Annotated in this window: 17 protein-coding genes; 8 read left to right on the top strand and 9 right to left on the bottom strand. The window is 38.1% G+C overall.

The annotated features are described in order from the left end of the window. Positions 1-224 precede the first annotated feature (224 nt). Both NEOC65_RS03365 and NEOC65_RS03370 read left to right on the top strand, forming a co-directional pair. Entirely contained in the window at positions 225-1235 is a 1011-nt protein-coding gene (locus NEOC65_RS03365; RefSeq protein WP_213155713.1) for a malate dehydrogenase, read from the top strand. A 264-nt stretch (positions 1236-1499) separates the two neighbouring features. Next, positions 1500-2327 (top strand): hypothetical protein, encoded by an 828-nt coding sequence (locus tag NEOC65_RS03370; RefSeq protein WP_213152574.1) that lies wholly within the window; start codon positions 1500-1502, stop codon positions 2325-2327. Between the two features lie 155 nt (positions 2328-2482). Here NEOC65_RS03370 and NEOC65_RS03375 read toward each other — a convergent pair whose 3' ends face one another. Further along, positions 2483-3499, bottom strand: a complete 1017-nt coding sequence (locus NEOC65_RS03375) for an NAD(P)/FAD-dependent oxidoreductase (RefSeq protein WP_213152573.1) — start codon at positions 3497-3499, stop codon at positions 2483-2485. Positions 3500-3896: 397 nt separating this feature from the next. On the opposite strand from NEOC65_RS03375, the gene NEOC65_RS03380 reads away from it, so the two are divergent. After that, the gene (locus tag NEOC65_RS03380) at positions 3897-4703 is read left to right on the top strand and encodes an MBL fold metallo-hydrolase (RefSeq protein ID WP_213152572.1); all 807 of its coding nucleotides are present in this window, start codon (positions 3897-3899) and stop codon (positions 4701-4703) included. 11 nt (positions 4704-4714) lie between these two features. Beyond that, positions 4715-6040, top strand: coding sequence for a GTPase HflX (gene hflX, locus NEOC65_RS03385; RefSeq protein ID WP_213152571.1), 1326 nt, complete (start codon positions 4715-4717; stop codon positions 6038-6040). 287 nt (positions 6041-6327) lie between these two features. Here the strand turns inward: hflX and NEOC65_RS03390 are convergent, their stop codons facing one another. The 3 genes from NEOC65_RS03390 to NEOC65_RS03400 all read right to left on the bottom strand — a co-directional run bounded on the left by NEOC65_RS03390 (position 6328) and on the right by NEOC65_RS03400 (position 9293). Beyond that, positions 6328-7806, bottom strand: a complete 1479-nt coding sequence (locus tag NEOC65_RS03390; RefSeq protein WP_213152570.1) for a leucyl aminopeptidase — start codon at positions 7804-7806, stop codon at positions 6328-6330. A gap of 20 nt (positions 7807-7826) precedes the next feature. Beyond that, positions 7827-8345: a single-stranded DNA-binding protein gene (ssb, locus tag NEOC65_RS03395; RefSeq protein WP_213152569.1), complete on the bottom strand. Its 519-nt coding sequence runs from the start codon at positions 8343-8345 to the stop codon at positions 7827-7829. A 426-nt stretch (positions 8346-8771) separates the two neighbouring features. Further along, positions 8772-9293, bottom strand: coding sequence for a CesT family type III secretion system chaperone (locus NEOC65_RS03400; RefSeq protein WP_166157513.1), 522 nt, complete (start codon positions 9291-9293; stop codon positions 8772-8774). Positions 9294-9807: 514 nt separating this feature from the next. On the opposite strand from NEOC65_RS03400, the gene NEOC65_RS03405 reads away from it, so the two are divergent. Beyond that, complete coding sequence (locus tag NEOC65_RS03405; protein ID WP_213155714.1) at positions 9808-11850, top strand: glycogen debranching protein; 2043 nt, start codon at positions 9808-9810, stop codon at positions 11848-11850. Between the two features lie 887 nt (positions 11851-12737). Beyond that, positions 12738-15017 carry a hypothetical protein gene (locus NEOC65_RS03410; protein WP_213152567.1) on the top strand — a complete coding sequence of 760 codons (2280 nt, stop codon included), beginning with the start codon at positions 12738-12740 and terminating at the stop codon, positions 15015-15017. 348 nt (positions 15018-15365) lie between these two features. Here the strand turns inward: NEOC65_RS03410 and recN are convergent, their stop codons facing one another. Beyond that, complete coding sequence (gene recN / locus NEOC65_RS03415; RefSeq protein WP_213152566.1) at positions 15366-16979, bottom strand: DNA repair protein RecN; 1614 nt, start codon at positions 16977-16979, stop codon at positions 15366-15368. 449 nt (positions 16980-17428) lie between these two features. Continuing rightward, the gene (rnhC, locus tag NEOC65_RS03420; protein WP_213152565.1) at positions 17429-18343 is read right to left on the bottom strand and encodes a ribonuclease HIII; all 915 of its coding nucleotides are present in this window, start codon (positions 18341-18343) and stop codon (positions 17429-17431) included. 101 nt (positions 18344-18444) lie between these two features. Between rnhC and NEOC65_RS03425 the strand changes: the two genes are divergently transcribed. Then, positions 18445-18855 (top strand): helix-turn-helix domain-containing protein, encoded by a 411-nt coding sequence (locus NEOC65_RS03425; RefSeq protein ID WP_207391848.1) that lies wholly within the window; start codon positions 18445-18447, stop codon positions 18853-18855. 89 nt (positions 18856-18944) lie between these two features. Further along, complete coding sequence (locus NEOC65_RS03430) at positions 18945-20123, top strand: DUF368 domain-containing protein (RefSeq protein WP_213155715.1); 1179 nt, start codon at positions 18945-18947, stop codon at positions 20121-20123. A 315-nt stretch (positions 20124-20438) separates the two neighbouring features. Here NEOC65_RS03430 and truA read toward each other — a convergent pair whose 3' ends face one another. The 3 genes from truA to NEOC65_RS03445 are packed head-to-tail and all read right to left on the bottom strand — an operon-like array spanning position 20439 to position 22431. Then, on the bottom strand, positions 20439-21194 hold the full coding sequence (truA, locus tag NEOC65_RS03435; RefSeq protein ID WP_213152563.1) for a tRNA pseudouridine(38-40) synthase TruA: 756 nt from the start codon (positions 21192-21194) through the stop codon (positions 20439-20441). 27 nt (positions 21195-21221) lie between these two features. Continuing rightward, on the bottom strand, positions 21222-21821 hold the full coding sequence (locus tag NEOC65_RS03440) for a MarC family protein (protein ID WP_166158267.1): 600 nt from the start codon (positions 21819-21821) through the stop codon (positions 21222-21224). A gap of 10 nt (positions 21822-21831) precedes the next feature. Beyond that, complete coding sequence (locus NEOC65_RS03445; RefSeq protein ID WP_166158265.1) at positions 21832-22431, bottom strand: MarC family protein; 600 nt, start codon at positions 22429-22431, stop codon at positions 21832-21834. Positions 22432-22701: the final 270 nt, after the last annotated feature.

Raw genomic sequence — 22701 nt, forward strand, 5'->3', positions numbered from 1 at the left:
AAAAAAGCCATTATTGATTGTACTTATGGTGGAGAAATGGCAACTTCGGAACTATCTTTAACCAAAAAAAGTAACAAAGATAGAATTTTTCTTAAATTGCGTAGGTAAATTTCTAGCCCTAAGTTTTTTTAAGTTTCCCTTGGCTCTATAACTTTAGCTTAACCAAAATTGAACTTTACTTTTAGAATTCCCTTATCCTTTAATAGCAAGAAAGAAGAATTTTTATGCCTCAACCTCTGAAACGTATTGCTGTCACAGGCGGAGCAGGGCAAATCGCTTATAGCCTCTTATTCCGTCTAGCCAATGGCGACTTACTAGGCGCTACTCAGCCCATAGGATTGCATCTTTTAGAAATTCCTGAAGCCATGCCCATTCTCCAAAGTGTAGCTATGGAGCTTGAAGATTGTGCTTTTCCCCTTTTAAAAGAAATAATTATTGGAAGCAATCCCGATGAGGTCTTCAAAGAGATAGATTATGCCTTCCTAGTAGGTGCCAAACCACGCGGTCCTGCCATGGAAAGAAAGGATTTGCTCAATGAAAATGGCAAAATTTTTGTTGAGCAAGGTCGAGCATTAAATAAGTCCGCCAATCCGCATGTCATTGTGTTGGTCGTTGGAAATCCCTGTAATACTAATTGTTTAATTGCTCTTAGCCATGCTCCGCGGATTCCCCCGCAAAATTTTCATGCGATGATGCGTTTGGATCAAAATCGTGCCGTAAGCTTATTAGCAAAAAAAGCAAATGTTAATAGCCATGAGGTAACAAGAGTCGTGATATGGGGCAACCATTCTTCTACGCAAGTGCCTGACTTTACTCATGTGCATATAAAAAATAAACCTTTGATAAATTTTCCGATAAGCCAGCATTGGCTGGAAAATGATTTCATGAGCGGAGTACAAGAAAGAGGGTCTAAAATTATTGCAGCCAGAGGAAAATCATCCGCAGCTTCAGCAGCCCATGCAGCTATTGATGCCATGAAAGCTATCATCAACCCTACCCCTCCAGGAGAGTGGTATTCCTCAGGAGTGATTAGCAACCATAACCCTTATGGGATTCAAGAAAACCTAGTTTTTTCCTTTCCTTGTCGTACCAAGGAAGATAAAACATATGAGATCGTAAAAGATCTTCCTTGGCATGAGTGGATAAGAAGTAAGATTATGGCCTCGGAAAGCGAGCTAATTGAAGAGCGCACTTTTGTGAAAGATAAGATAGGTGCCCATTTACACATCAGCTAGGAGCTTAGAAGATGAGTGAATTTTAATTCGAGATAACTTCAGGCCTGTTTAGAGATTAGCTTATATAGCTATCAACATAAAGTAATATAGACCTTCTTGAGTTGATTTCTTATGGAGTACTAGCTCTTTTGATAAGCATGTGAATAAAATTGCATTTGAGCTCTAGTTTTTTATGAATAGGGGGAAGGCCCTAAAAGCAAAGATATTCTTACCGTAAGAACTAAATATTTTTTTTCAAACCTCGAAATGAGATAAAAAACAATTATGACATTCGATGACTTACAATTAATGTTTAATAGAGCGTTAGCCCTCTCTCTTAATAAGAAAAAATTTCTACTAGTCTTTACCATTTTAGCATTATGTGGTGTCTTAGTAGTGTTTTTTCGTGGCCTAGCTTTAGGAGCTAATGAATGGCTGATGATGAGTCTAACTTTTTTACCTATTTTTCTTTGTGCAGGATTTTTACTTTCCACAGGGATTGTTCTTATTCGCATTTATCATGATGAAATAAAAAAAAAGCAGGCCAGTTACACAGAGATATTAGCTAAATCATGGGAGATCATGATTGGAGCTTCTTATTTTTGCATCCCTATTATTTTAAGCTATCTATTGCTGTGGATGCTTTTGGGTTTCTTTTTTTTACTAGAGGAGATTCCTGCAGTAGGCCCCTTCTTCAGCGCTATTTTGGCTTTTGGTCCCTTTTTAATTAATTTAGGTACTCTGCTTCTATGCATATTGAGCCTGGCAATTCTCTTTTTTGTTACCCCCGTGATTGCTTTGAAAGGCTTAAATCGCATACAAGTTGCTGACATATTATCTAAAAGAATGAGAGGTGATCTATTTAGTAATATTATCTTATCCCTAATAGCTACCTTTCCTCTATGGTGCCTTGCGGGTTTGCTAATTTTAGCCGCTTGGATGACAGGATCAGTATGTTTTTCATGCCATCACCCTTTACATGCAATCCTTCAATGGTTTTTTACCATGATACCTTTCACTGCAGTCCTTACGCCTGCTGTAATTTTTTTCTTTAATTTTGCAGCTGAGGCTCATGTTTTAATGATAAGAGGTTCCCAAAAAACTTCTTTATAAGTGCCTAACTTTGTATTAAGCTACCCATGAAAAGTTTTAAAAGATGAATAAAAAAACTGCTAGAAAGCTAGCCGAGCCTGTGAGAGTAGGTTTATAAACCACTTCCAGCCTCTTAGAACAATTTGAGAGAAGCCAGCCATATATAACGTTGATAATTAAAAAGAATAAGATGATTGCCTTTCTTTCATCATATCGACTAGCTTTTCAGCATATAAAGCATGATATAGAAGGCCTTTGGATCCCATGCCGGTAATTACCCAAACATTTGCTCCTACTTTTTGTAGGATAGGCATGTGACCAGGCGTAGAAGCACGCACCCCTGCCCTGCAGTTTAGCACTGGCGCACCTTCTAATGCAGGCAATAAAGCCAGGGCTTTAGGCATAATTTCTGCTGCAGCCATTTTTAAGTTGGCCTGCGCTGATTGAAAGCCACGTTCATAAGTCGCCCCTAATGTGCAGCTATTTTTTTCCTTATTCATAATTAGGTAGGCTTGTGAGCTTAAAGGACAGGGTAAAGGTTCCAAACGCTTAGGCCACACAATATCAATAACCTGGCCTTTAACTTCGGTCACAGGCAGCTTTGTCAAGGTTAGCAACCTATTAACGAAGGCACCCGCAGCTAACACGATATGGTCAAAAGCTTTCAATTCATCGAGTGTTTCTACTTCCTCTCTTTCAAGCAGGGCTCCTTCTTCCTTGCAGGCTTTCCATAGTCCCTCCAAATAAAGAGAGCAATCTACTGCCATGCACCTTTTAATGAAGATTGCTGGATGAAAAGACAGTCCTGAAATTTTTTGCTGAGCTTCCTTTGCTTCTAGCCATAGCAAGTCATCATACTGAAAAGCTGAACGCTGAAAATCCTTTTTCTGTTGAAGGGAAAGAGCTACCCGCAAAAATCCATTATAACTTGCCACTGGCCTGCCCATTTTTTCAGAGGCAACTTTTAGCAGCTTCTCTGTGGCCTCAAAACCTTCTAGTCCATAACGATTAAGCTTAGCGGTAGCACCCACATAAGGGTGCAGCAACCCAGCAGCTACTCCGGAGGCCCCTCCTCCCACTCCTAAAGGATCAAAAAAAGTTATATTAAGTCTTGGCTTGCAGGAAAATTTTTTTAGCAAAAACCACCCTGTGGCTAATCCTGATAGACCGGTTCCTATAATAGCTATACGCATAAGCCCAACAGCTTATTTGATTTATAGTTAAATTACAATAAGCCATCTTGCATTATTCCTCATACACTGTATAATAAGAACTTTTATGTTTAAAGCTGATTAAATTTTAACCATAATTCTTTCGCCCATAAAGCAAATAACAAAATTTTTAAGCAAATCTGAGCAAGATGGCTACAGGCATTTTCGCTTGATTACTATAGATGAATAACCTAACTATGCCAAAGCCTATGCACGCTGTTATTCTTATAAGTTGTAAAATCTTTCCTCAAGCTAACGCAAAATTTTTAGCAAACGATAAAGAGAGTACAGCCTGTATTTATTCAATCATAAGCCCTAACTTTCCCCTAGAGCGTTTTAATAGAGTCAAAACTTATAATTTTTCTATGAGCGTTTTTTCATGAAAATGGCAGGCAAATTTTTATTCTTTGGAACAGGCAGTTCATTGGGAGTACCAGTAATTGGTTGTGAATGTGCAGTTTGCCGTTCAGAATCGCCTTTTAATAAACGCCTACGCTCCTCTGGGTTGATTAAAATCCATGATAAGCAAATTGTCATCGACTGCGGTCCTGATTTTCGCACTCAGATGCTTCACCATCATATTAAACAGATTGATGGCTTAATCTTAACACATGCTCATTATGATCATACAGGAGGATTTGACGAGCTTAGGATCCTTAATGCTCGTTCCAAGCAACCTATCCCCTGCCTACTGGCTGAAGCTACAGCAGAGGAGCTAAAAATGCGTTTTCCCTATGCTTTTGAGCAAACTTCTTCCCCAGAAAAGTTAACGACTCGATCTGTTTTGCATTATCTAAAGTCTGAAAGAGGAAAAGTAAATTTTTTAGGATTACCTATTCATTATGTAACCTACCAGCAAGGTGGCATGTTAGTCAATGGCTTTAAAGTAGGCAATTTTGCCTACATTTCTGACATCCGCCATTATCCTCAAACCATTTTTGAAGACCTGCAAGGCGTGGAAACTTTAGTGGTAAGCTGCCTGCGTCAACAATCCTCTCCTTTACATTTCAATGTTCAAGAAGCTATAGATTTTGCTTACAAAGTGGGTGCTGACCAAGCATGGTTTACTCACATCGCTCATGAGCTGGAGCATGATTTTACTAATTCTAAGCTTCCTCCTAATTATCAATTAGCTTACGATGGCTTAGAGATTGATTTTGAGATCCCCTTAAATTCCTCAATATAAAGAGTAAATGTATGCCCTCTATTAAACCAAAAATCCTACAATCCTCGGAAGACGAATTTCAACAGCCTAAAAAAGCTTTACTTGTTTCTGTTTATAAAGGATCTAACTTTCGTCCAATCTGTGAAGAGCATCTTGATGAGCTAGCTTTACTTGCTGAAACTTATGGCATTCATGTTAATTCTAAGATTCCTTGTATGGTGCGTAAATACGATGCCTCTACTTTTGTCACCGAGGGTAAATTACAAGAGCTTTTGCGGATGGCACAAGAGCAAAAAGTAGATTTAATCATTTTCGATGATGAAATTACACCAGGCCAGCAGCGCAATTTGGAAAATATTTTCAACATGCCTGTGATAGACCGTACGGGAGTTATTTTAGAAGTTTTTGCTCAGCGTGCGCACACTAAAGAAGCGCGTCTACAAATTGAACTAGCTAAAATTAAATACCAAGCGCCGCGTTTAAAACGGTTATGGTCTCATCTATCACGCCAAGCGGGTACGGGAGGTAAAAGTGGAGGGGCCTACCTCAAAGGGGAAGGTGAGAAGCAAATCGAGATTGATAAGCGCATTTTAAAAAAACAGATGGATAGCCTTCAAAATGAAATTCGTGAAGTGCGTGCTAATCGCCTCACCCAACGCACTCTTCGCACCCGATTAGAAATTCCGGTTTTCGCCATTATAGGCTATACAAATGCGGGTAAATCTACGCTTCTTAATGCTTTAACGGATGCTAAAGTCTTTGTAGAAGACAAACTTTTTGCTACTCTTGATACCACTACACGTAAATATTTATTACCTAATAATCAAGAAATTTTATTGATTGACACGGTGGGTTTCATACGCAAGCTGCCTCACTTGCTTGTGGCAGCTTTTAAAAGCACATTAGAAGAAGCTTTGCAAGCAGATATTCTTATCCATTTAGTCGATATTAGCCATCCTATGGCTGAAGAGCAAGCCGCCACCACTTATGAGGTATTAAAAGAACTGAAGGCTGAAAATAAACCCATCATTACCGTACTTAATAAGATAGATAGATGCACCGATCCCCAGAAAATTACCCGCTTACGCATCCTTTATCCCAAATCTGTTAGTATCTCTGCTCTTAATAAAATCGGTTTTGAAGATTTATTAGAACAGATGATTCAAGAGCTCAATCGAAAACGTACTTCAGTCACCTTAAAAATCCCTCAGCTTGAATACCATAAAGTGAGTGAAGTCATGCGCTTAGGCAATATTATCCATCAAGATTATGAAGATAATGATGTTTTAATTAGGGTGGATTTACCATGTGCATTAGCTGGAAAACTGAAAAATTACATTATTGAAGGTTCGGCATAATATCGCCTCATTAAGGCTCCCAGTGATCTATCTATTTAAATCTTTTTGTCGAGTAGGCTTGAAGAGACTTAACGAATATTCGAGAGCTAAAAGTGGATCTACAAAAGAAGAAGAGGGTACAGATAAAGCTAAAAGAACTTAAGAAAAGATGTACGAGATAAAAAAGGCTGGAAAAAAATTACCTAGAAAAATTGAAGCTAACCCTTCAAAAAAGAAAGCGAAGAAAAATTTTTATAAAAAATCTAACAATCAGCTTGAGAAGCTATTCACTTCAGTATTTTTTTAGCTCAATTTTTTTCAGACAAAAAATCGATCAATAGCCGTACGCCAAACCCTGTAGCATACTTGGGATGGTAGCGTTTTTTCTCACTGAAAAATGCGGTGCTTGCAATATCCAAATGAGCCCAAGGAGTTTCCTCTACAAATTCTTGTAAAAACATAGCTGCTGTAATAGAGCTAGCCGAACGGCCGGCACTATTCTTTATATCAGCAATATCTGATTTTAGATAACTATGGTATTCTTCGTACAAAGGCAAACGCCAGACTCTTTCGAACGTTTTTGATCCTGAGTGTATCAAAGCATTGGCAAGATCATCATTATTAGAAAACAATCCGCAAGCTTCGGAGCCAAGAGCCACATCAATCCCTCCCGTCAAGGTAGCCACATCGATAAGACGAGTGGGTTTTAAATATTTAATAGCATAAGTGATTGCATCCGCAAGGACTAAGCGACCTTCAGCATCAGGGTTATTAACTTCAATTGTTAATCCCTTGCAACTCCTGTAGGCATCGCCTGGTTTAAAGCTAGTAGAGCTAATACTATTTTCTGTGGCCGGCACTACTACTGTTAGATTAACCTTAAGCTCCAAAGAGGCTGCAGCATAGAGAGTACCTAGTACAGCCGCACCTCCTGCCATATCAGCTTTCATCGTTTCCATTGAACCTACAGGTTTTAAGTTAAGCCCCCCGGTATCATAAGTGATCCCTTTACCAATTAATATTGTATGCTCTTTAGAAAGGGGATCGCCTTGATAGGACAAAATGATCATGGCAGGATCACTAGTTGAGCCCCTATTCACAGCTAAAAGCAATCCTAATTTTTCTTTCTCTATCAGCTTTTTATTAAGGATAGTCGCTTTCACATGAGGAAGCTTGCTTTCAAAAGCTTTTGCAAAGCTAGATAAGTATTGAGGGGTAACTTCATCAGCATTTCTATTTACTAAGTCGCGTGCCATGTAAACACCCTCAGCAATTTTACCACAGCGCTGTGCAATCGCCAGCTCTTGCTTAGATAAATTCATAAAGGTCACTTGCTGCAATAACAGAGAAGGATCAGCTTTGGTGGCTTGCTTAAGTTCTTCGAAATTATAATTAGAAAGCAAAATTCCTTCCGATATACCAATAAGGAGGGCATCTTTGGCTAAAGTATCTAACTGAGGGCAAAAGAGACAAATATTTTTGATATTTTTCTGATGACAGAGGCGGGTTAACTTAGCATATATACGACGTAACTTTTCTGTATCAATTTTTTCTTTAGCTCCTAGCCCTATCAAAGCAAGCCTTTTACCCTCCTTGGTGCTGGTATCATAGACAACCAGAATTTCACCTTCTTTTGCCAAAAAATCTTGCCTAATAAGGGGAGCAAAATGAGAAGCATATCTATCGATTTGCGCCGCCTTTTCTGCTTGCTTTTTCCCTTGCCAAAAAGGTAAAACAATCAGCTCAAATTTTTTGCTATCTTCATTAGAGGAGGAAAAAAAGCGCATTTAAACCATCCTTAGTTGGATCAAAAGGGAATATTATCATCATCGGGTACATTAGGAGCTGGCTTATAACTTGATTGATTGCCAGGATAAGATGGATACCCTGTATTCCCTGTCGATTGAGAAGTATAAGAAGGTTCAGAATAAGCACTCGGGCTAGTGTAGGAAGAAGGAGTAGAAGCTTGGCCATAAGGGGCCTGACCAGAAGGCTCTTGACCGGCACGGTCTGCTTTACCAAAGGGGCTAAAGCGAATCATTTCTGCTGTCAAATCAAGAGAGACTTGAGGGCGTCCTTCTTTATCTGTATAGATCTCAGGCTTGCCCATTTCGCCAATCACAATAAGTGCACTACCCTTTTTTATATAAGGCATCATCTTATCAAAACGCTCTCCCCAAATGGTCACACGCCACCAAACTGTTTCATCTTTCCCACTTTTACGCGTATTCGCTGCCAAGCGTAACACAGTAACTTTTTGACCACCTGGTGTAAAGCGAACTTCGGGATCTGTCCCTAAATGGCCTGCGATTTCAATGATAATCATTTTATTAAACCTCGCTAATTTTGTTCATATTGTACCCTTTCAAAGGTACTTTTATTTTAACCAATACAATAGAGCATCAATAGAGCAAAAATCAAGGCAAAAATCAAGGACTACAACAAAGATTTACAATATAAAGCAAAGCATTTTAATGCTCTGAGCTGTTGTAAATCCAAACAGCTTTGCAACTAAATGCCCTCTTAAATATTTTTTTTGAAAATCAACAAGAGGCACCTTCTTTTAAGCTGAAAAGAAAATATATTTCTAGTAATTCTAACGAGAAAAATTGCTAATTAAGAAAATAAAGTCAAGAAAGATTTAATACTAAAAGGAATGTTTTTAGATAATAGAGAAAATTAACCCAGTTTTATAAAGCACATAAAAACAGGTATACGCAAGACATCTACATGCCTTGCGGTATATCTAGGATCAGATTTTGATAAATCCTGGGGTTTTCCCGCCGGGTCCCATGGAAGGTCCATCAGATAGATCGCCTAACAAAGAAGGGGAATCAGACTGAGGTGCTTCATCGCGTCCGTCGCATACTTCTTGGCATGTCTTACGCCATTTTTCAACTGTTTCGACATATAAAGGGGCAAAAGCGCGCAATCTATTGCCTTCAGCATGCTCCATTTCGATGGTGCAGTGAATCAAAATGAGTTCTTCTTTAACAGCTACTCCAACCCCGCCTCCAGCCATTTGGCCACCAAGCATCGAGCCCTCAAGCAAACGCTCATAAAGACGTAGCTTGGTTTTATTATCTTTTGGAAGGCCATCAAGTAGAGGTGAGTACAAATATAGCCTTTTTGAATTGGGCTCATAGGTAAGATGCAATGAAAATTCGTCATCTATCCCTAATATACACGTATTGTTTTCATCGAATTCAAGCCCTTCAAGGCCTAATTCTTTACCAAATTCTTTGAGATTTTCCTTCGCATTTTCAAAAGACATGTTAAAACCTCCTCAGGACATTTCTGCGAATTTTTTATTTATCCTATCATTAAACCAAGGTGGCATCACTTATTAAGCAAAGACCTTTTGAGAAATTACTACTCTCCTGATCTAATTTTAAGCTTCATTAACTCAATTATATTCTTGTTTAGCAATAAGAATCAATTAATTTTAACAAGCAGAAAAAACCCTTAAAGTTATAGAACATCTAAGGAGCATAAAGAATTGTTTAAGATTCTTAAAATCAATAAGTTGATAAGAAAATTGGTTATCTGCACCCCTCTATATCCCTAAGGCAGTTTACCATTTACCATTCCCCTTATTATTTTTATAAAGTCAACCCATAAAGCCTAGAAAAAATTTTAAGTTTCTACCTTTTTAAGCTCCAGCTCCCTATCCTCTCTATAAAACTTTGTTCCCTTTGAACCTGCAGGCCAGGTTTCCTTTACTCTTAAACGTCTGGATTTAAAAAAATGATTTTATAAAATTATCCTTACGTTTATAAAATGCAGGAATGAATACTTTCAATTATAAAGTTAGAGCTGGGAGCCCTTTTCCCTTGGGAGTGACTTGGCAACAAGATGGGATTAACTTTTCTTTAGTTTCCTCCCAAGCTTCATCGGTCATTTTAGCTTTATTCGATTCCCCCACTCACCAGCCCTTTGTAGAAATCCCTTTGGATCCTCATCTAAATAAAACGGGCGATATTTGGCACCTTTTTCTGGCGACTACTCTTAGCAAGCCGATAGGTTATGCTTATAAGCTAGGAGGTCCCAGTAAGTATTTTGATGCCTTCAGCTATCTATTAGATCCCTATGCTAAAGCTGTTATTTCTCCTAAGATTTGGGGAGCCAGGCGCCTGGCGCCTAGTAAAGATCATCCTCTTTTTCTAGGGCTGCTTTATCCTGAGGAAAAATTTGACTGGGAAGATGATAAAAAACCCCAAATTTCGCACAAAAGCTTGATTATTTATGAAATGCATGTGAGAGGATTTACTCAACACCCCTCCAGCCAAGTAAAGGCACCCGGAACATATTTAGGAATGATAGAAAAAATTCCTTATTTACAACAGCTAGGCATTAATGCTGTTGAATTACTTCCCATCCAAGAATTCAATGAATGTGAATACCCCTTTCCTCATCTTTCTCTTCAAAAAAATTTATTTCAATATTGGGGCTACTCCTCTATCAATTTTTTTGCTCCTATGAATCGTTATGCATTCAGTCCTGCTCCAGGAGCAGCTGTACAGGAGTTTAAAAAAATGGTAAAAGCTTTTCACCAAGCAGGTATAGCAGTGATCCTTGATATTGTTCTTAATCACACGAATGAAGGTAGTGAAGATGGCCCCCTTACCTCTTTTAAAGGTATTGATTGTAATACCTATTATTTAAAAGATAAAGAAGACCGATTCATGAATTTTACAGGGTGCGGGAATACTTTCAACACTAATCATCCTATTCTTCAGCATTTTATTCTGGATGTTTTACGGTACTGGGTCGTAGAAATGCGGGTAGATGGCTTTCGTTTTGATCTGGCTTCCATATTTAACCGTAATATGCACGGGGAAGTTCTTGAAGCAGCGCCTATTGTCGAAGCAATTTCCTATGATCCTGTCCTTTCGCAAACAATTTTAATTGCCGAGCCTTGGGATGCTGCTGGCCTCTATCAAGTAGGGAAATTTTCTCCTAAAAAAAATCGATGGAGTGAGTGGAATGCTCTTTATCGAGATACTGTCCGCCGCTTTATCAAAGGAACGCCTTACACAAAAGATCTGTTCGCCTCTCGCCTAGCAGGCTCTCAAGATATTTATGGCTTTCATTCACCTTTAAGCAGCATTAATTTTATAACAGCTCATGATGGATTTACTCTCTATGATTTAATCGCCTACAATCATAAGCATAACCTAGAAAATGGAGAGAACAACCAGGATGGCACCAACCAGAATGAAAGCTGGAACTGTGGTTTAGAAGGGCCCACGGATGATTTGCATATTAACGATCTAAGGGAGCGGCAGTTGCGTAATTTTCATTTAGCCTTAATGATGTCGCAAGGAATTCCCATGTTACAAATGGGAGATGAATATGCTCATACAAAAAGGGGTAACAATAATACATGGTGTCAAGATAATGAACTTAATTGGTTTTTGTGGGATAAACTCCAAGAAAATTCAGCCTTTTATCGTTTTTATCGCTTAATGATTAAATTCAGAAAGCAAACCCCAGCTCTACAGCAAGGAAGATTTTTAAACGAACAGGATATTTTCTGGAGAGGAACTAACGGAGAAAAAATAAACTGGGATAAAGAAACCCAATTTTTAGCTTTTACTTTACTTGCGAGAGAAGAAAACGCCATTCTTTATTGTGCTTTTAATGCACAAAATATTCCTCAAACAATTGTCATTCCTAGGCTTGAAAAGGATCAATGCTGGCAATTAATCATCAACACGGCTAATCCCTCTCCCTATGATTTTTATGAGGAGGGGCAAGAGCCGTGGATTGAACAGCCGTTATTACAGATGCCAGCTTTTTCAGCTCTTCTACTCAAAAAAAAAGCTTAATTAACTCATTAAAAGCTAAAAATTTGCTTTTTCTTCAAAAACCTTTATGGGGGCCAATTTTCTATCTTTATTATCCTAGTAAAATTTTTTTCTTGTGTAGTAACAATTTTCTCTAGCTGCATTTTGTTGGTCTTTTACTCTCCAGCTTTTCTAAAGCACAAGCATACTTTTACCCGCCTTACTTTTCCTAGAAGGAAGGTCATACCTTTTAAAGAAACTATGTCTATGTAAAAAAAATAAACTTTTCTCCAAGCCAACTCTTCTTGTAAAGCAAACTTTTTATTAAATATAGGATGACATAAAGAGCCGTTCGAAAACCGCCTCACTCTTTAACTTTTAAAAGTTAAAGGGGAAGGAAATCTTGGTCTAAAAAGCTATATTTTTTCATTAATAAACTTATCCCACCAAATTAAAAATCCTTTTGGCAAGGTTTAATTTATACGCTGGGGAGTCAATCCTTATACAATTATACACTTAGCAAACTTATAATCTTAAGTAGAAAAGCAAGTTATAAAAGTTATATGCCCATCATTCTTGGCTTAAAGCAATCAAATGATCATCTCATGGCAACTAGCTAGCTTTTTAGCTAGTGCTCTCCTTGCGGGAAGAATTGATCTTCTTTATTTTTTAATATCCTAAAGCTTTTAAAGTTCCTGATATTTTATCTCCCCAATAATGAGAAAAACCAACCTGCAAACCTTACATTTATAGTTATTTTATCTCTTAAGTTCACTTAATTATGCTCTTTTAGCTTGTAAAGCACATAAGGCTGTATGCTTTAGGTAGCTAAATAAATTTATTCCATTAAAGGGTTTTTTATGTATATTTAATTTACTTTTTAAAAATCGCCTGCTATACTAATTGTAACCCTAGCAGTGGTATGCCTTATGACGAACAAAGATTTTTTTTCCCTTCCTCCGGTGGCTCCGCCTCTTCTTGTAAACCCTATTTCTAACGCAGAAGAGAGGAAGGTGCCGAATCAACGAGCTCAGAGAGTAGATCAAATTGCTTTAAAAAAAATAAAGGAAACTACTCTATGGGACAAGCTTTGCCACAAACTAAATGCAATAGTTACCTGGCTGAAATCTATACCCAGCAAAATTTTTAATCTTTTTAGGTGCTGCCTTAAAGATACTCATGAAGATTTTGATGAATTCGTGGAAGATGATGAGGAAGAGTATATTGGAAGACGCGTAAGCCAAGAAATGCAAATCTTTCCTCATCCTACAAATTCTACCTCAATAGATAAGAAAGCCCCACCTATAATAGAAAATCCTCTTATCCAAAAAGCTTTTCTAGATGAGCTTGAGGCAAATGTTTTACAACTGAAGTTAAAGGTCGAGCTGCTAGAGATTGAACCTGAGGTAAATAATGAAGCTTTAAAAAAAGCAAAATCTAAGATTAATAACTTCTTAGACAAGATCTCTAATCTACCTCCTTCCTTAAAAAAAGGCGAAACTAGCAAAAAAATAAATGCCTGGAAAGAAACTTTAAAAACTACGCAGGCAAAGTTAGAACTTTTAAGCTCTGCTCAGCAGAGGGGCTCCCCATTAAAAATAGAAAGCGGATTTGCTGACCTCCTACAAAGGGTAAAAAACAGCTTAGAAGTAGCTAAGGGTCATGAAGTTAAAAAACTGTTGAGCATACCTCCAGCTTTTAAAAATAAAAAAAACAATTGCTGGTTTCACGCTTCTATCCAATTGTTATGGGCGATGGGCGATTCATTTCATCAATTGGTAGCAGAAAAATACCAAGAACGTTCTATATTAGCTGACACTTACCATAAGGAAATGGATGAATATAAAGAAAGCTTGTTAAGTTACCAGACTAAATGTGAGCAGCACAAACAATCGCTGCTTGACCAACTTAAAGCTTTAAAAAATTTTAGAAAAGAGCTTAAAGCCTATTCATTAGCTCAAAAAAAAGCTGAGGTTGAATATCAAAAAGCTTTTCAACGCTATGAAGTAGAAAAACAAGCGTGGGATGTTTATTTAGAAGAAAAAATGAGATGGAAGGCTTCAGACCATGCCACTACGCCCCCTGCCACACCTCAAGAAAACGAGCCTGTGCTACCTGTTATGGAAAACTTTGTTTTTCCTACCGCTCCCCACGTTGAAATAGGCGCGATCACTCAAAAGCCTACTCTACCCTCAGAGCCTATCGATCCAACGTTTTTACTTGATTCCATTCATTTGCTAAGTGAAGCATTGCAATTGGGCAATCAAGACGCCATTACTTTAGCAGCTGAATGCCTAGAAACAGCTACTCCTCTAATGAATGCTGAATTCGCAGAAGGAGGCCTACAACAAGATGCCGATGCTTTTATGACAGCACTCTTTTCTTATCTTTCCCCTCCTTTTTTTAAAGTTGAAAAAGAAATCAAAGGTTTACCCGGAACCATTTTTAAGGATGTTCATCATTTCCGTGAAGATAGTGCATCGACTTTAAGGCTCCCCCTTCTTTCAGACCAAACGAATTTCCAAGAAATTTTAAATAGAGCCTATAGTCTACAAGAATCTGATGATGAGCCTGGATGCTTTTTTGATCGAGAAGAAAACGGAAAGGTAACAAGAGTAACCCAATATAGTGAACAAGAGAGATTAGTAGAAATCAAAGAATGTGGATTTATTCTTGTGAACGTAAAACGTTATAAATATTCTCTGTTTACCCAGAGAGAAGATAAATATGAGCGGCTTATTGCCAGTAGGGCCAAACAATTAATTAAAAATGATCGCGTAAGTTCTACCAGCGAAGAAGAGGCAAAGAAAACAGCGCTGGAAATGCTTAAAGAGGAAAAACGCATCCCTCATTCCTATCCCGCAACGCGGTACGAATCTAAGAAAATTTCGACCCCTCTAAGTTTCCCCGATAATCAGCGTATCAACTTCTCCCAAGCTTTTAAAGATCAAATGGATAAAGATTACGAGTATGAATTAGTAGGAGCTGTCTTACAAGAAGGAACTTTATATGGTGGTCATTACAAGGCCAATGTTATAGGTGTCAATCCACATAATGGGCAATCTCAATGGTATCATGCCGATGATTTAAAAGACCGTATAACTACCCTTAGCTTGGCTGAAGCGCGGACATCGAATGCGAATGGCTACATCTACTTGTTTAAGAAAGTAGCTAAGGTGGCGGACCCTTCCCCACAAGCACCGGGATAAAAAACTTATCTTCCGATAAAGAACCTGTTTTTAAAGAAAAAGTCAGTTTTCAAAAGATAATGCTTCTTTAACCACAAACATAATTTTTTTAAACGCTAGAGTAGTAGAAACAGGTTGATAGTTTGATGCTTGTGCTGCCAATAAGAGTTTTTCAGCGATAGGTTGTAGCACCGTTTCTTAAGATAGGCGAGCCTTGGATAAGCAGATGCCTAGCTTCTTGCAGAGTATATTCAAGGAGATTAAATTCCTTCTTTTTAGAAACTTATCTTAACGAAGCTTAAAAAAACTTTATTCGGCAGGGCTTGCAGCTCGCTGGCATTAACTTTAGAGTCTAATTCCTTGATAGCTTTAGCTGGTTTTACCTGTCATTCGTGCAAGCTCTTGTTTGCGGGTGGAAGCATTTAATAGATTAATGAAGGTTACTGTCCGATCTCCTACCACCTTTTTAGAAATTTGTAGATGATAATCAGCATGTTGAGCGACCTGTGGAAAATGAGTAATACACAATACCTGTAGATCTTTGCCAATAGCTTTAAGCTTTTCTCCCACGATTGCTGCTGTCTCGCCTCCAATGTTTGAGTCCACTTCATCAAATATCAGCGTAGGTATACGTTGTTTATCACTTAGAACAGTTTGTAAAGAAAGCATGACCCGCGATAACTCTCCGCCGCTTGCACAATCTTTGATAGGAATACGACGTTCTCCAACATTCGGTAGCAGGAAAAATTCTACTTTATCATCTCCATAACGATTCCTCTTAGCAGGATGAATATCTATTTGAAAATCTACTTTAGGCATGTTCAAAGAACATAACTCCTTTTTCAAAGCAGTCGCCAACCTTAATGCAGCTTTTCGACGGCTATCCGACAATTGTGAAGCTCTCTGATTATTTTTCATTTTAACACGTTCAAGATTATCTTTTAGCTCTTCAATTCTATTATCGGCATTTTCTAGAACTTGCAATTTTTTCTTACTTTCCTCCGCAAAGCTTTGCATGTCTTCTATTGTAGGCCCATATTTCTTCTTTAAACGAGTAATCAATTTTAAGCGTTCATTTATCTCGGAGGTACGCACAGGATTATATTCTAAGCGCGATTGGTAAAAAGTTAATGCGCTTGCTACTTCTTGCAGCTCTAAAACGGCATTACGGAAAGCTTCCGAAAGTTCTTTTAGAGCAGGATCAAGACTTGCTAAATAGCCTAGAACATGATGTTGGCGATTCAAATGAGGTAATAAAGCAACTTCCTCACCATCCAACATTTGGCAAACATCCTGCACTTTTGTACCCAATTCTTCTGTATGCGTTAAAAGGGTATATTCGTTAAAAAGTTCCTCCTCTTCTCCTACTTTCAAATGAGCTTCTTCTAATTCTTCAAGTACCCGGTGGCAAACTTCCATTTCGCGCAATCTTTGAGCTTCGTTATTTATTAATTGCTCCAATTCATTTTGCAAGGCATTTTCTTCTTCCCAGCTAGTTGAAAAGGCTGCCACTTCCTCTTTAATATTGCCGAAAAGGTCGAGTAATTCCCGATGACGATCTAAAGAAAGTAAATCTTGATTAGCATGTTGCCCAACTAGATGAATCAAATGGGCAGATAGAGCACGTAGCAAGCTTAACTGCGCTAGCTGGTGGTTAATGAAAGCACGACTTTTACCGGTAGCAAAAATCTCGCGACGCACATACAGCTCGGTACCCTCTTCTCTATCAATCCCGCTTAATTCTAGTAAGCTCTCTACTTCCACCAAGCCTTTTATATCAAAAACAGCCTCCACAATGCCCTTTTCAGCGCCTTTACGAATTATCCCTGTTTCTGCTCGCTCTCCCGCAGTTAAGCGAATAGCGTTCATGATCGCAGACTTTCCTGACCCCGTTTCACCCGATAAAACATTAAAACCTTCTGCAAAATCTATTTCTGCAGATTCAATAAGTATGATATTTTTAATACGCAATTGCTTTAGCATAGGTGATATCCTGCGGATAAAAAAGTAAATCTACATACGTCTAAACTGCACATCATTTCTTTTTTAAACGCTCCCCAATTTTTTAATTTTCATTAGATTTAATTAAAATTAGCTCTCAACATCGCCCTTTTTATGCGAGCTTATTTTTTTCATCTCGAAAAAAGCTTACTTTCCTCATTTAGAGGAAGAGATACTCATAATAAAAAAAGCAAGGCTTATTCTCTTTATCTAGAGCCGTTTTCTATAAAGAATTGTCTAATCTTTAGATTCAAAACCTTTTATATATTCTTTAAAGCTTAGAAGCTGTCCCTTTTTGCCCTTTAATTTTTTGAGCAAAAAAATTTGCAAATAAAAGTTAGAAGATTAATAAATATATTTATTCTTGTGGTAAAGAAAGCTACAGCTCCTCTTTCCTAACTTTTATTTTTTTTAGCCTCTCTATGGCTTACTTAATTTTTCATAATAGCATCTAGCGTTTTAAAATGTAATTTAGCCACATGCTCTAACACTTCGCTACCGTAAGTTTGTACAAGCTTTTTTCCTATCTCAATTGTTTTCATAGAAGCTCCCTTAGGAAATTCTATCTTATATTTTTCGGATAATTGATCAAGAGCTTCCACAAATGTTTGGCGGGCAAGTATGGAAGCAGCAGCCACGACTAAATCTTCTTCTCCTCGGTACCTTTGGGTGAGGTTAATCTCCATTTTTTTTCGCTGGAGGGCTCTAATTACCACTCGTTCATCTGCAAACTGATCGATAATTACATTTTGACAACCCGTTCTATTTGCAAGCTGCTCAATAGAGGTAGCGTGCCCCCAAGCTAAGAGATGATTGAGATTTTTAAACTGGATCATTAGTTCATTATATTTAGCCGGGTTTATCTTCACTATGTGGTGCGCATATTCGGTGCGAATCTTATTGCCAATTTTTATAATGGACTGATCGCTTAAAGACTTAGAATCTTTAACCCCTAATGTTTTTAAATGATGGATAGCCTGGCCTTCCGCTTGTACTCCAGCAATACATAAAGGCCCAAAAAAATCTCCCTTACCTGATTCATCAATTCCTATGCGAGCCGTTATATCGATCTCTAGATGCGCATAACTAAACTTAAAATTTCCTAGAATATGGGGTTCTAAATAAAATTCCATAAAGGAAGCCATTTCTTTCCCTTGAACCATCAATTTGCCTGATTGGTAAAGGGTGCAGCTGATCCCTTTCTTTTTGGCAGAAAATAGAGTATAAAGAGGTTTCGTTATCTCGAACCCTTGATTGATGAGATCTTGCATTAGCTTATCAGCTATCTTTATGTCTAGGGTGGTGACAAAGTTAGTGGGTTTACCAGCGGGAGATGAATCGATCATGCATTAACTTGAGTTATTATTAATTTTATAGTATAAGAGGTAGTTTTGATAACTGTCAACACAAGGAGAAGGTTGATCTTGTAGAGATCGTTACCTAACTTATGAAAATCCGAGAAGAATCTATCCAAATGGGAGAAATTTTTAAGCAGCGCCGCAAGGAGCTTAACCTATCTCTCAAAGAAATTGAGAATGCGACCTCTATTCGCATCTCCCATCTTCAAGCTATTGAAGAGGGAGAAATTGATAAACTTAACTCTCCTGTTTATGCTCAAGGATTCATTCGTCAGTATGCAACTTTTCTAGGCATCGATGGGGAAAAAATTGTTCGAGAGAATCCAGCCATCTTTTCACGTCCAGAAGCACAAGAATTTGCTTATGGAATAGGAACGCTTGAAGTCCGTGGCAATCCTGGAGCGGGAGTCAAATGGTTTCCTAATGCCATCTGGATAAGTGCTTTTATTTTGCTCATCATTACGGCTTGGTTTACGGCACGGTACTTCGGAGTCATCTAATCATGTCCTTATTGCTGCCTAAGCCTTCTCATAAGCTGCCTTTAGCAGCAACAAGAGGTTGGCTATGTTTAATTTGCTTAGGCCTATGCATGGGAACAGCAGACATTATTCCTGGCATTTCAGGAGGTACCATAGCTTTCATCATGGGTTTCTACGAAGATTTCCTTTCTAGTTTAAAAACTCTTAATCGCTTAGCATTTAAAACTTTACTAAAAGGTCATTTTCGAGAATTTTTTAAACTTATTGCTTGGAAATTTTTATCAGGGCTGTTGATAGGCATTATCGTAGCTATGCTTTGCTTAGCCCACCTAGTCTCCTACCTTTTAAATCATGAAACCTATCGTTCCTTACTCTATGCCACTTTTTTTGGATTAATTATCGCTGCCACCCTACTATGTATGAGTCAAATCAAGCGTTGGACCCTGTTATCAATCTTCTTATTTACAAGCGCTGCTAGCTTAGCCTTTTGTTTAACTCAATCATCTTCCATGGCATCCTCACCCACTGCTGATAATCTTTATGATATCAAGATTGATAATGTCGTTTCTGATAAACCTTTACGCAATTATGATTTTTCTACCCACACATTAAAAGCAGTTCCTGCCTCAATGCTCTCCGCTATGCTAGCTAAAGGGGCGATTCCACCTACAACGCTTGCCTACAATTATAAGCTTGCCACTTGGGGCCCCTTAGAAGCTTTTCTCTTCAACAGTAAGAGTAAAAGCCTAGACCCCTGGATTATCTTCTGCGGGGCCCTTGCTGTGTGTGCGATGCTTCTCCCAGGAATATCAGGAAGCTATCTTTTATCTATTCTAGGCATGTATACCCGCGCGGTAGGAGCTTTAGCAGATTTTTCTAGTAGCTTAAAAAATGGGCATTTTGATTATCCCTCCTTTCTTATTTTAGCCAATTTATTATTAGGTATTTTTTTAGGCGCTCTTTTTTTCTCACGCTTTATTAGCTGGATTTTAGATAAGCACCATGATTTAGCTATCGCTTCCTTAACAGGCTCTATGATTGGCGCCATAAAAGCAGTCTGGCCTTTTTGGAGCTATCGCTATGCTCTTTTACCTCTCCATCTTGAAAAAGGTGCTCAATTAGAGACCCTTGAGCCAATCCTACCTTCATGGATTGCTTATGAAACGTGGCTCGCCGTAGGGCTTGCTGCCTGTGGAGCCCTCTTAGTTTTTAGCCTGCATATTGCAGCCAAACGTCTGCAAAAAAAAGCCTGCTTAGGTAAGCTGAGCTATAAAGCTTGCACAGAGTAGAATAGATAATTTTAAATAGATAAGCAGTTCTAAGTAGATAAATAGCCTTCCCCTTTTTTATTCAGCACTTATGCAAGTATAAGACTGTACTCCAAAAGGAGATTATCTCTTCAGCAACTTAGCCCTCTCTAAAGACTCATTTTTTTAAATATAATAACACGCTTTGAAAAAACTAGGTCTGCATACCTAACCTTTTAAAAATTGCCTCTCTATTGAATGAGAGCAATTTTACAAAGTATAGGGCCACATAAGAAGTAGTTTGAAAGCGTATAACATGAGACACGGCTTGAAAAAAATAGGATTATCTTTTTGTATCTATGCAGGCAAATATTTAAGTTGGTAGAGGCAAAGACCATGAGCTGGGGCAGTAATACCAGCTAGCCTTCGATCATGATTTGCTAATATAGCAGGTATCTGTGATCCTAGCATTTTGCCCATGCCTATATAGGCAAGGGTGCCTACTATGTTGCGGACCATCTTATACAAGAAGCTTTGGCCTACTACCTTAAATAGCAGTCGATCTGGAAATACTTCCTGGATCTCTATCCCATCCACTTGGCGCACAAAGCTAGCATAATGCACATGCTTTTTAAAGTTACAAAACGCGGAAAAATCTTTTTTTCCTACCAATAATTTTGCAGCTGCTTTCATTTCAGCAAGCTTAGACAAACGAGGGCAGTGCCAGGAGTAAAGCCTATTATGAGGCATTTGCACTGCCCCCTTGCAGATGAAATAATGGTATTCTTTCTGAATACAATCTAAAGTAGGATGAAAATTTTGAGACGCTTCTTGGGCCTCTAGGACCGCAATCGAGGGGGGTAAGAGCTGGTTTAAGCTAATCTTAAAGCTTTCGTAATTTAAAAGCTCTCGGGTGGTAAAAAAATTGATGACTTGCCCATGAGCATGGACGCCTGCATCCGTACGGCTAGCAGCTTGTAAAGTGACTGGGTGCTGAAGAATTCTTTCTAGTACTTTTTCTAAAGAAGCTTCAATAGTGGGACCTAAAGAGGTCTTTTGCCATCCTAAATAGCTTGTGCCATCATAAGCAATTTGTAGCTTAATATTTTTCATTAAACCTCTCGGCTTATCGCGGTGCTTCTAAGAAAAAAGAGCTATAAATTCTTGGATTCCTTCTAAGCATCTTTGTACTGCTAGCATAACGAGCAGCATTCCAGTCAACCTTTCTGCTGCCATTAATCCATTATATCCTAAAGCGCGCTGCAATTGACGAGCGAATAGCAGAACAAACGTGGAAATTATCCAAGCTATTAATATTGCAATTAGCATCTTGAGCTGACTAGACTCTAGATGAGCTAGCATAAGGATTGTAGCTAGCAATGAAGGTCCAGCAATTAGAGGAACAGCTAATGGTATGACAAAGGGTTCACCTCTGGGCCAATTTGCCCGCAAACTATTGGAAGCGGGAAATAAAATTTTAATCGCTGTTAAAAATAAAATAATGGATGAGGCCATTTGAACAGTGGGATTATCCAACTGTAGAATGTGAAGTATAAATTCTCCTAAAAAATTAAACACGAGCATAAATGCGAGAGCAATCAGCATTTCTCTAGCCACTAGCCATCTTACTCTTTTAGATGGCAGCTCATCTACCATCTGTAAAAATGTGGAAATATTGCCGATAGGATCCATGATCAAAAAAAGAATCATTGTCATAGTGAACAAAGGAATTTCTATCATCTTTCACTTCTTATGAATGTTTATAGTGTTCTATAAATAATTTAAGTCCCGTAAGTACCATACCTGCCGACATCATAGCTAAGAGCATACCCATTAGCTGCTCTAAAGCCACCAATCCTCTTTTACCTAAAAGCTTGTGTAAATAAGGAGCTACTGCAATAATAAGGATTACAAAGATCCAAGCTAAAAGAAGCGCTAGGGTAATCTTTATATTATTCCCTTCTTGCCGGGAAAATAGCATGATGATCGCCATCAATCCAGGTCCCGACAATATAGGGGTAGCGATAGGCACAATAAAAGGCTCTTGCTTTTGTTGATTTGCAGATTGAGTGGAAGGCGCTGGGGAAAAGATCATCCGTAATGCAACCAAAAATAGCAAAATGCCTCCTGTTATGCTAACTGCAAAATCATGTACAAAAAGGACACCTAAAAAAATTTCACCCAAATACTGAAAGAATAGAGCAATAAAAAAAGCTATGAGGCCTTCACGCATTAATATTTTTTTTTGATGCTCGAATTCAAAATCCTTAACTAGCGCTAGAATAGTTGGCGAATTTCCAATAGGATTAGTAACTAAAAAAAAAGTTAAAGCTATTTGAAATAAAGACACAGAATGAACCTATCATTTAACAGACGTACTATCATAGTGTTTTAGGAAATTAAATACAACTTGCTCATTTTCGTTCAGCTTTTTAGTTCTTATCTAAGTGAGTTTAAATAATTAGATCCAGAGAGGCCTACGTGCAAGTTAATTACTTTCTTTTTAAACTAAATTTCAATGTTATGTTAGGTTAATCTTTAAATTTCCTTTCTTCAGCTCTACTTTACCCAGAAATTTATAGCCTATTGTTTCCCCGCTTTATAATCTGCTGAAAGACTG

This window comes from Neochlamydia sp. AcF65 (genome assembly GCF_018342435.1).
In the GTDB taxonomy this organism is placed as follows: Bacteria; Chlamydiota; Chlamydiia; order Chlamydiales; family Parachlamydiaceae; genus Neochlamydia.

Coding starts and splice junctions, on each gene's coding strand:
- NEOC65_RS03425 (WP_207391848.1), top strand. CDS start 18,445: ATGAAAATCCGAGAAGAATCTATCCAAATGGGAGAAATTTTTAAGCAG.
- hflX (WP_213152571.1), top strand. CDS start 4,715: ATGCCCTCTATTAAACCAAAAATCCTACAATCCTCGGAAGACGAATTT.
- NEOC65_RS03390 (WP_213152570.1), bottom strand. CDS start 7,806: ATGCGCTTTTTTTCCTCCTCTAATGAAGATAGCAAAAAATTTGAGCTG.
- NEOC65_RS03380 (WP_213152572.1), top strand. CDS start 3,897: ATGAAAATGGCAGGCAAATTTTTATTCTTTGGAACAGGCAGTTCATTG.
- NEOC65_RS03430 (WP_213155715.1), top strand. CDS start 18,945: ATGGGAACAGCAGACATTATTCCTGGCATTTCAGGAGGTACCATAGCT.
- recN (WP_213152566.1), bottom strand. CDS start 16,979: ATGCTAAAGCAATTGCGTATTAAAAATATCATACTTATTGAATCTGCA.
- NEOC65_RS03400 (WP_166157513.1), bottom strand. CDS start 9,293: ATGTCTTTTGAAAATGCGAAGGAAAATCTCAAAGAATTTGGTAAAGAA.
- truA (WP_213152563.1), bottom strand. CDS start 21,194: ATGAAAAATATTAAGCTACAAATTGCTTATGATGGCACAAGCTATTTA.
- NEOC65_RS03405 (WP_213155714.1), top strand. CDS start 9,808: ATGAATACTTTCAATTATAAAGTTAGAGCTGGGAGCCCTTTTCCCTTG.
- NEOC65_RS03375 (WP_213152573.1), bottom strand. CDS start 3,499: ATGCGTATAGCTATTATAGGAACCGGTCTATCAGGATTAGCCACAGGG.
- NEOC65_RS03440 (WP_166158267.1), bottom strand. CDS start 21,821: ATGATAGAAATTCCTTTGTTCACTATGACAATGATTCTTTTTTTGATC.
- ssb (WP_213152569.1), bottom strand. CDS start 8,345: ATGATTATCATTGAAATCGCAGGCCATTTAGGGACAGATCCCGAAGTT.
- NEOC65_RS03365 (WP_213155713.1), top strand. CDS start 225: ATGCCTCAACCTCTGAAACGTATTGCTGTCACAGGCGGAGCAGGGCAA.
- NEOC65_RS03370 (WP_213152574.1), top strand. CDS start 1,500: ATGACATTCGATGACTTACAATTAATGTTTAATAGAGCGTTAGCCCTC.
- rnhC (WP_213152565.1), bottom strand. CDS start 18,343: ATGATCGATTCATCTCCCGCTGGTAAACCCACTAACTTTGTCACCACC.
- NEOC65_RS03410 (WP_213152567.1), top strand. CDS start 12,738: ATGACGAACAAAGATTTTTTTTCCCTTCCTCCGGTGGCTCCGCCTCTT.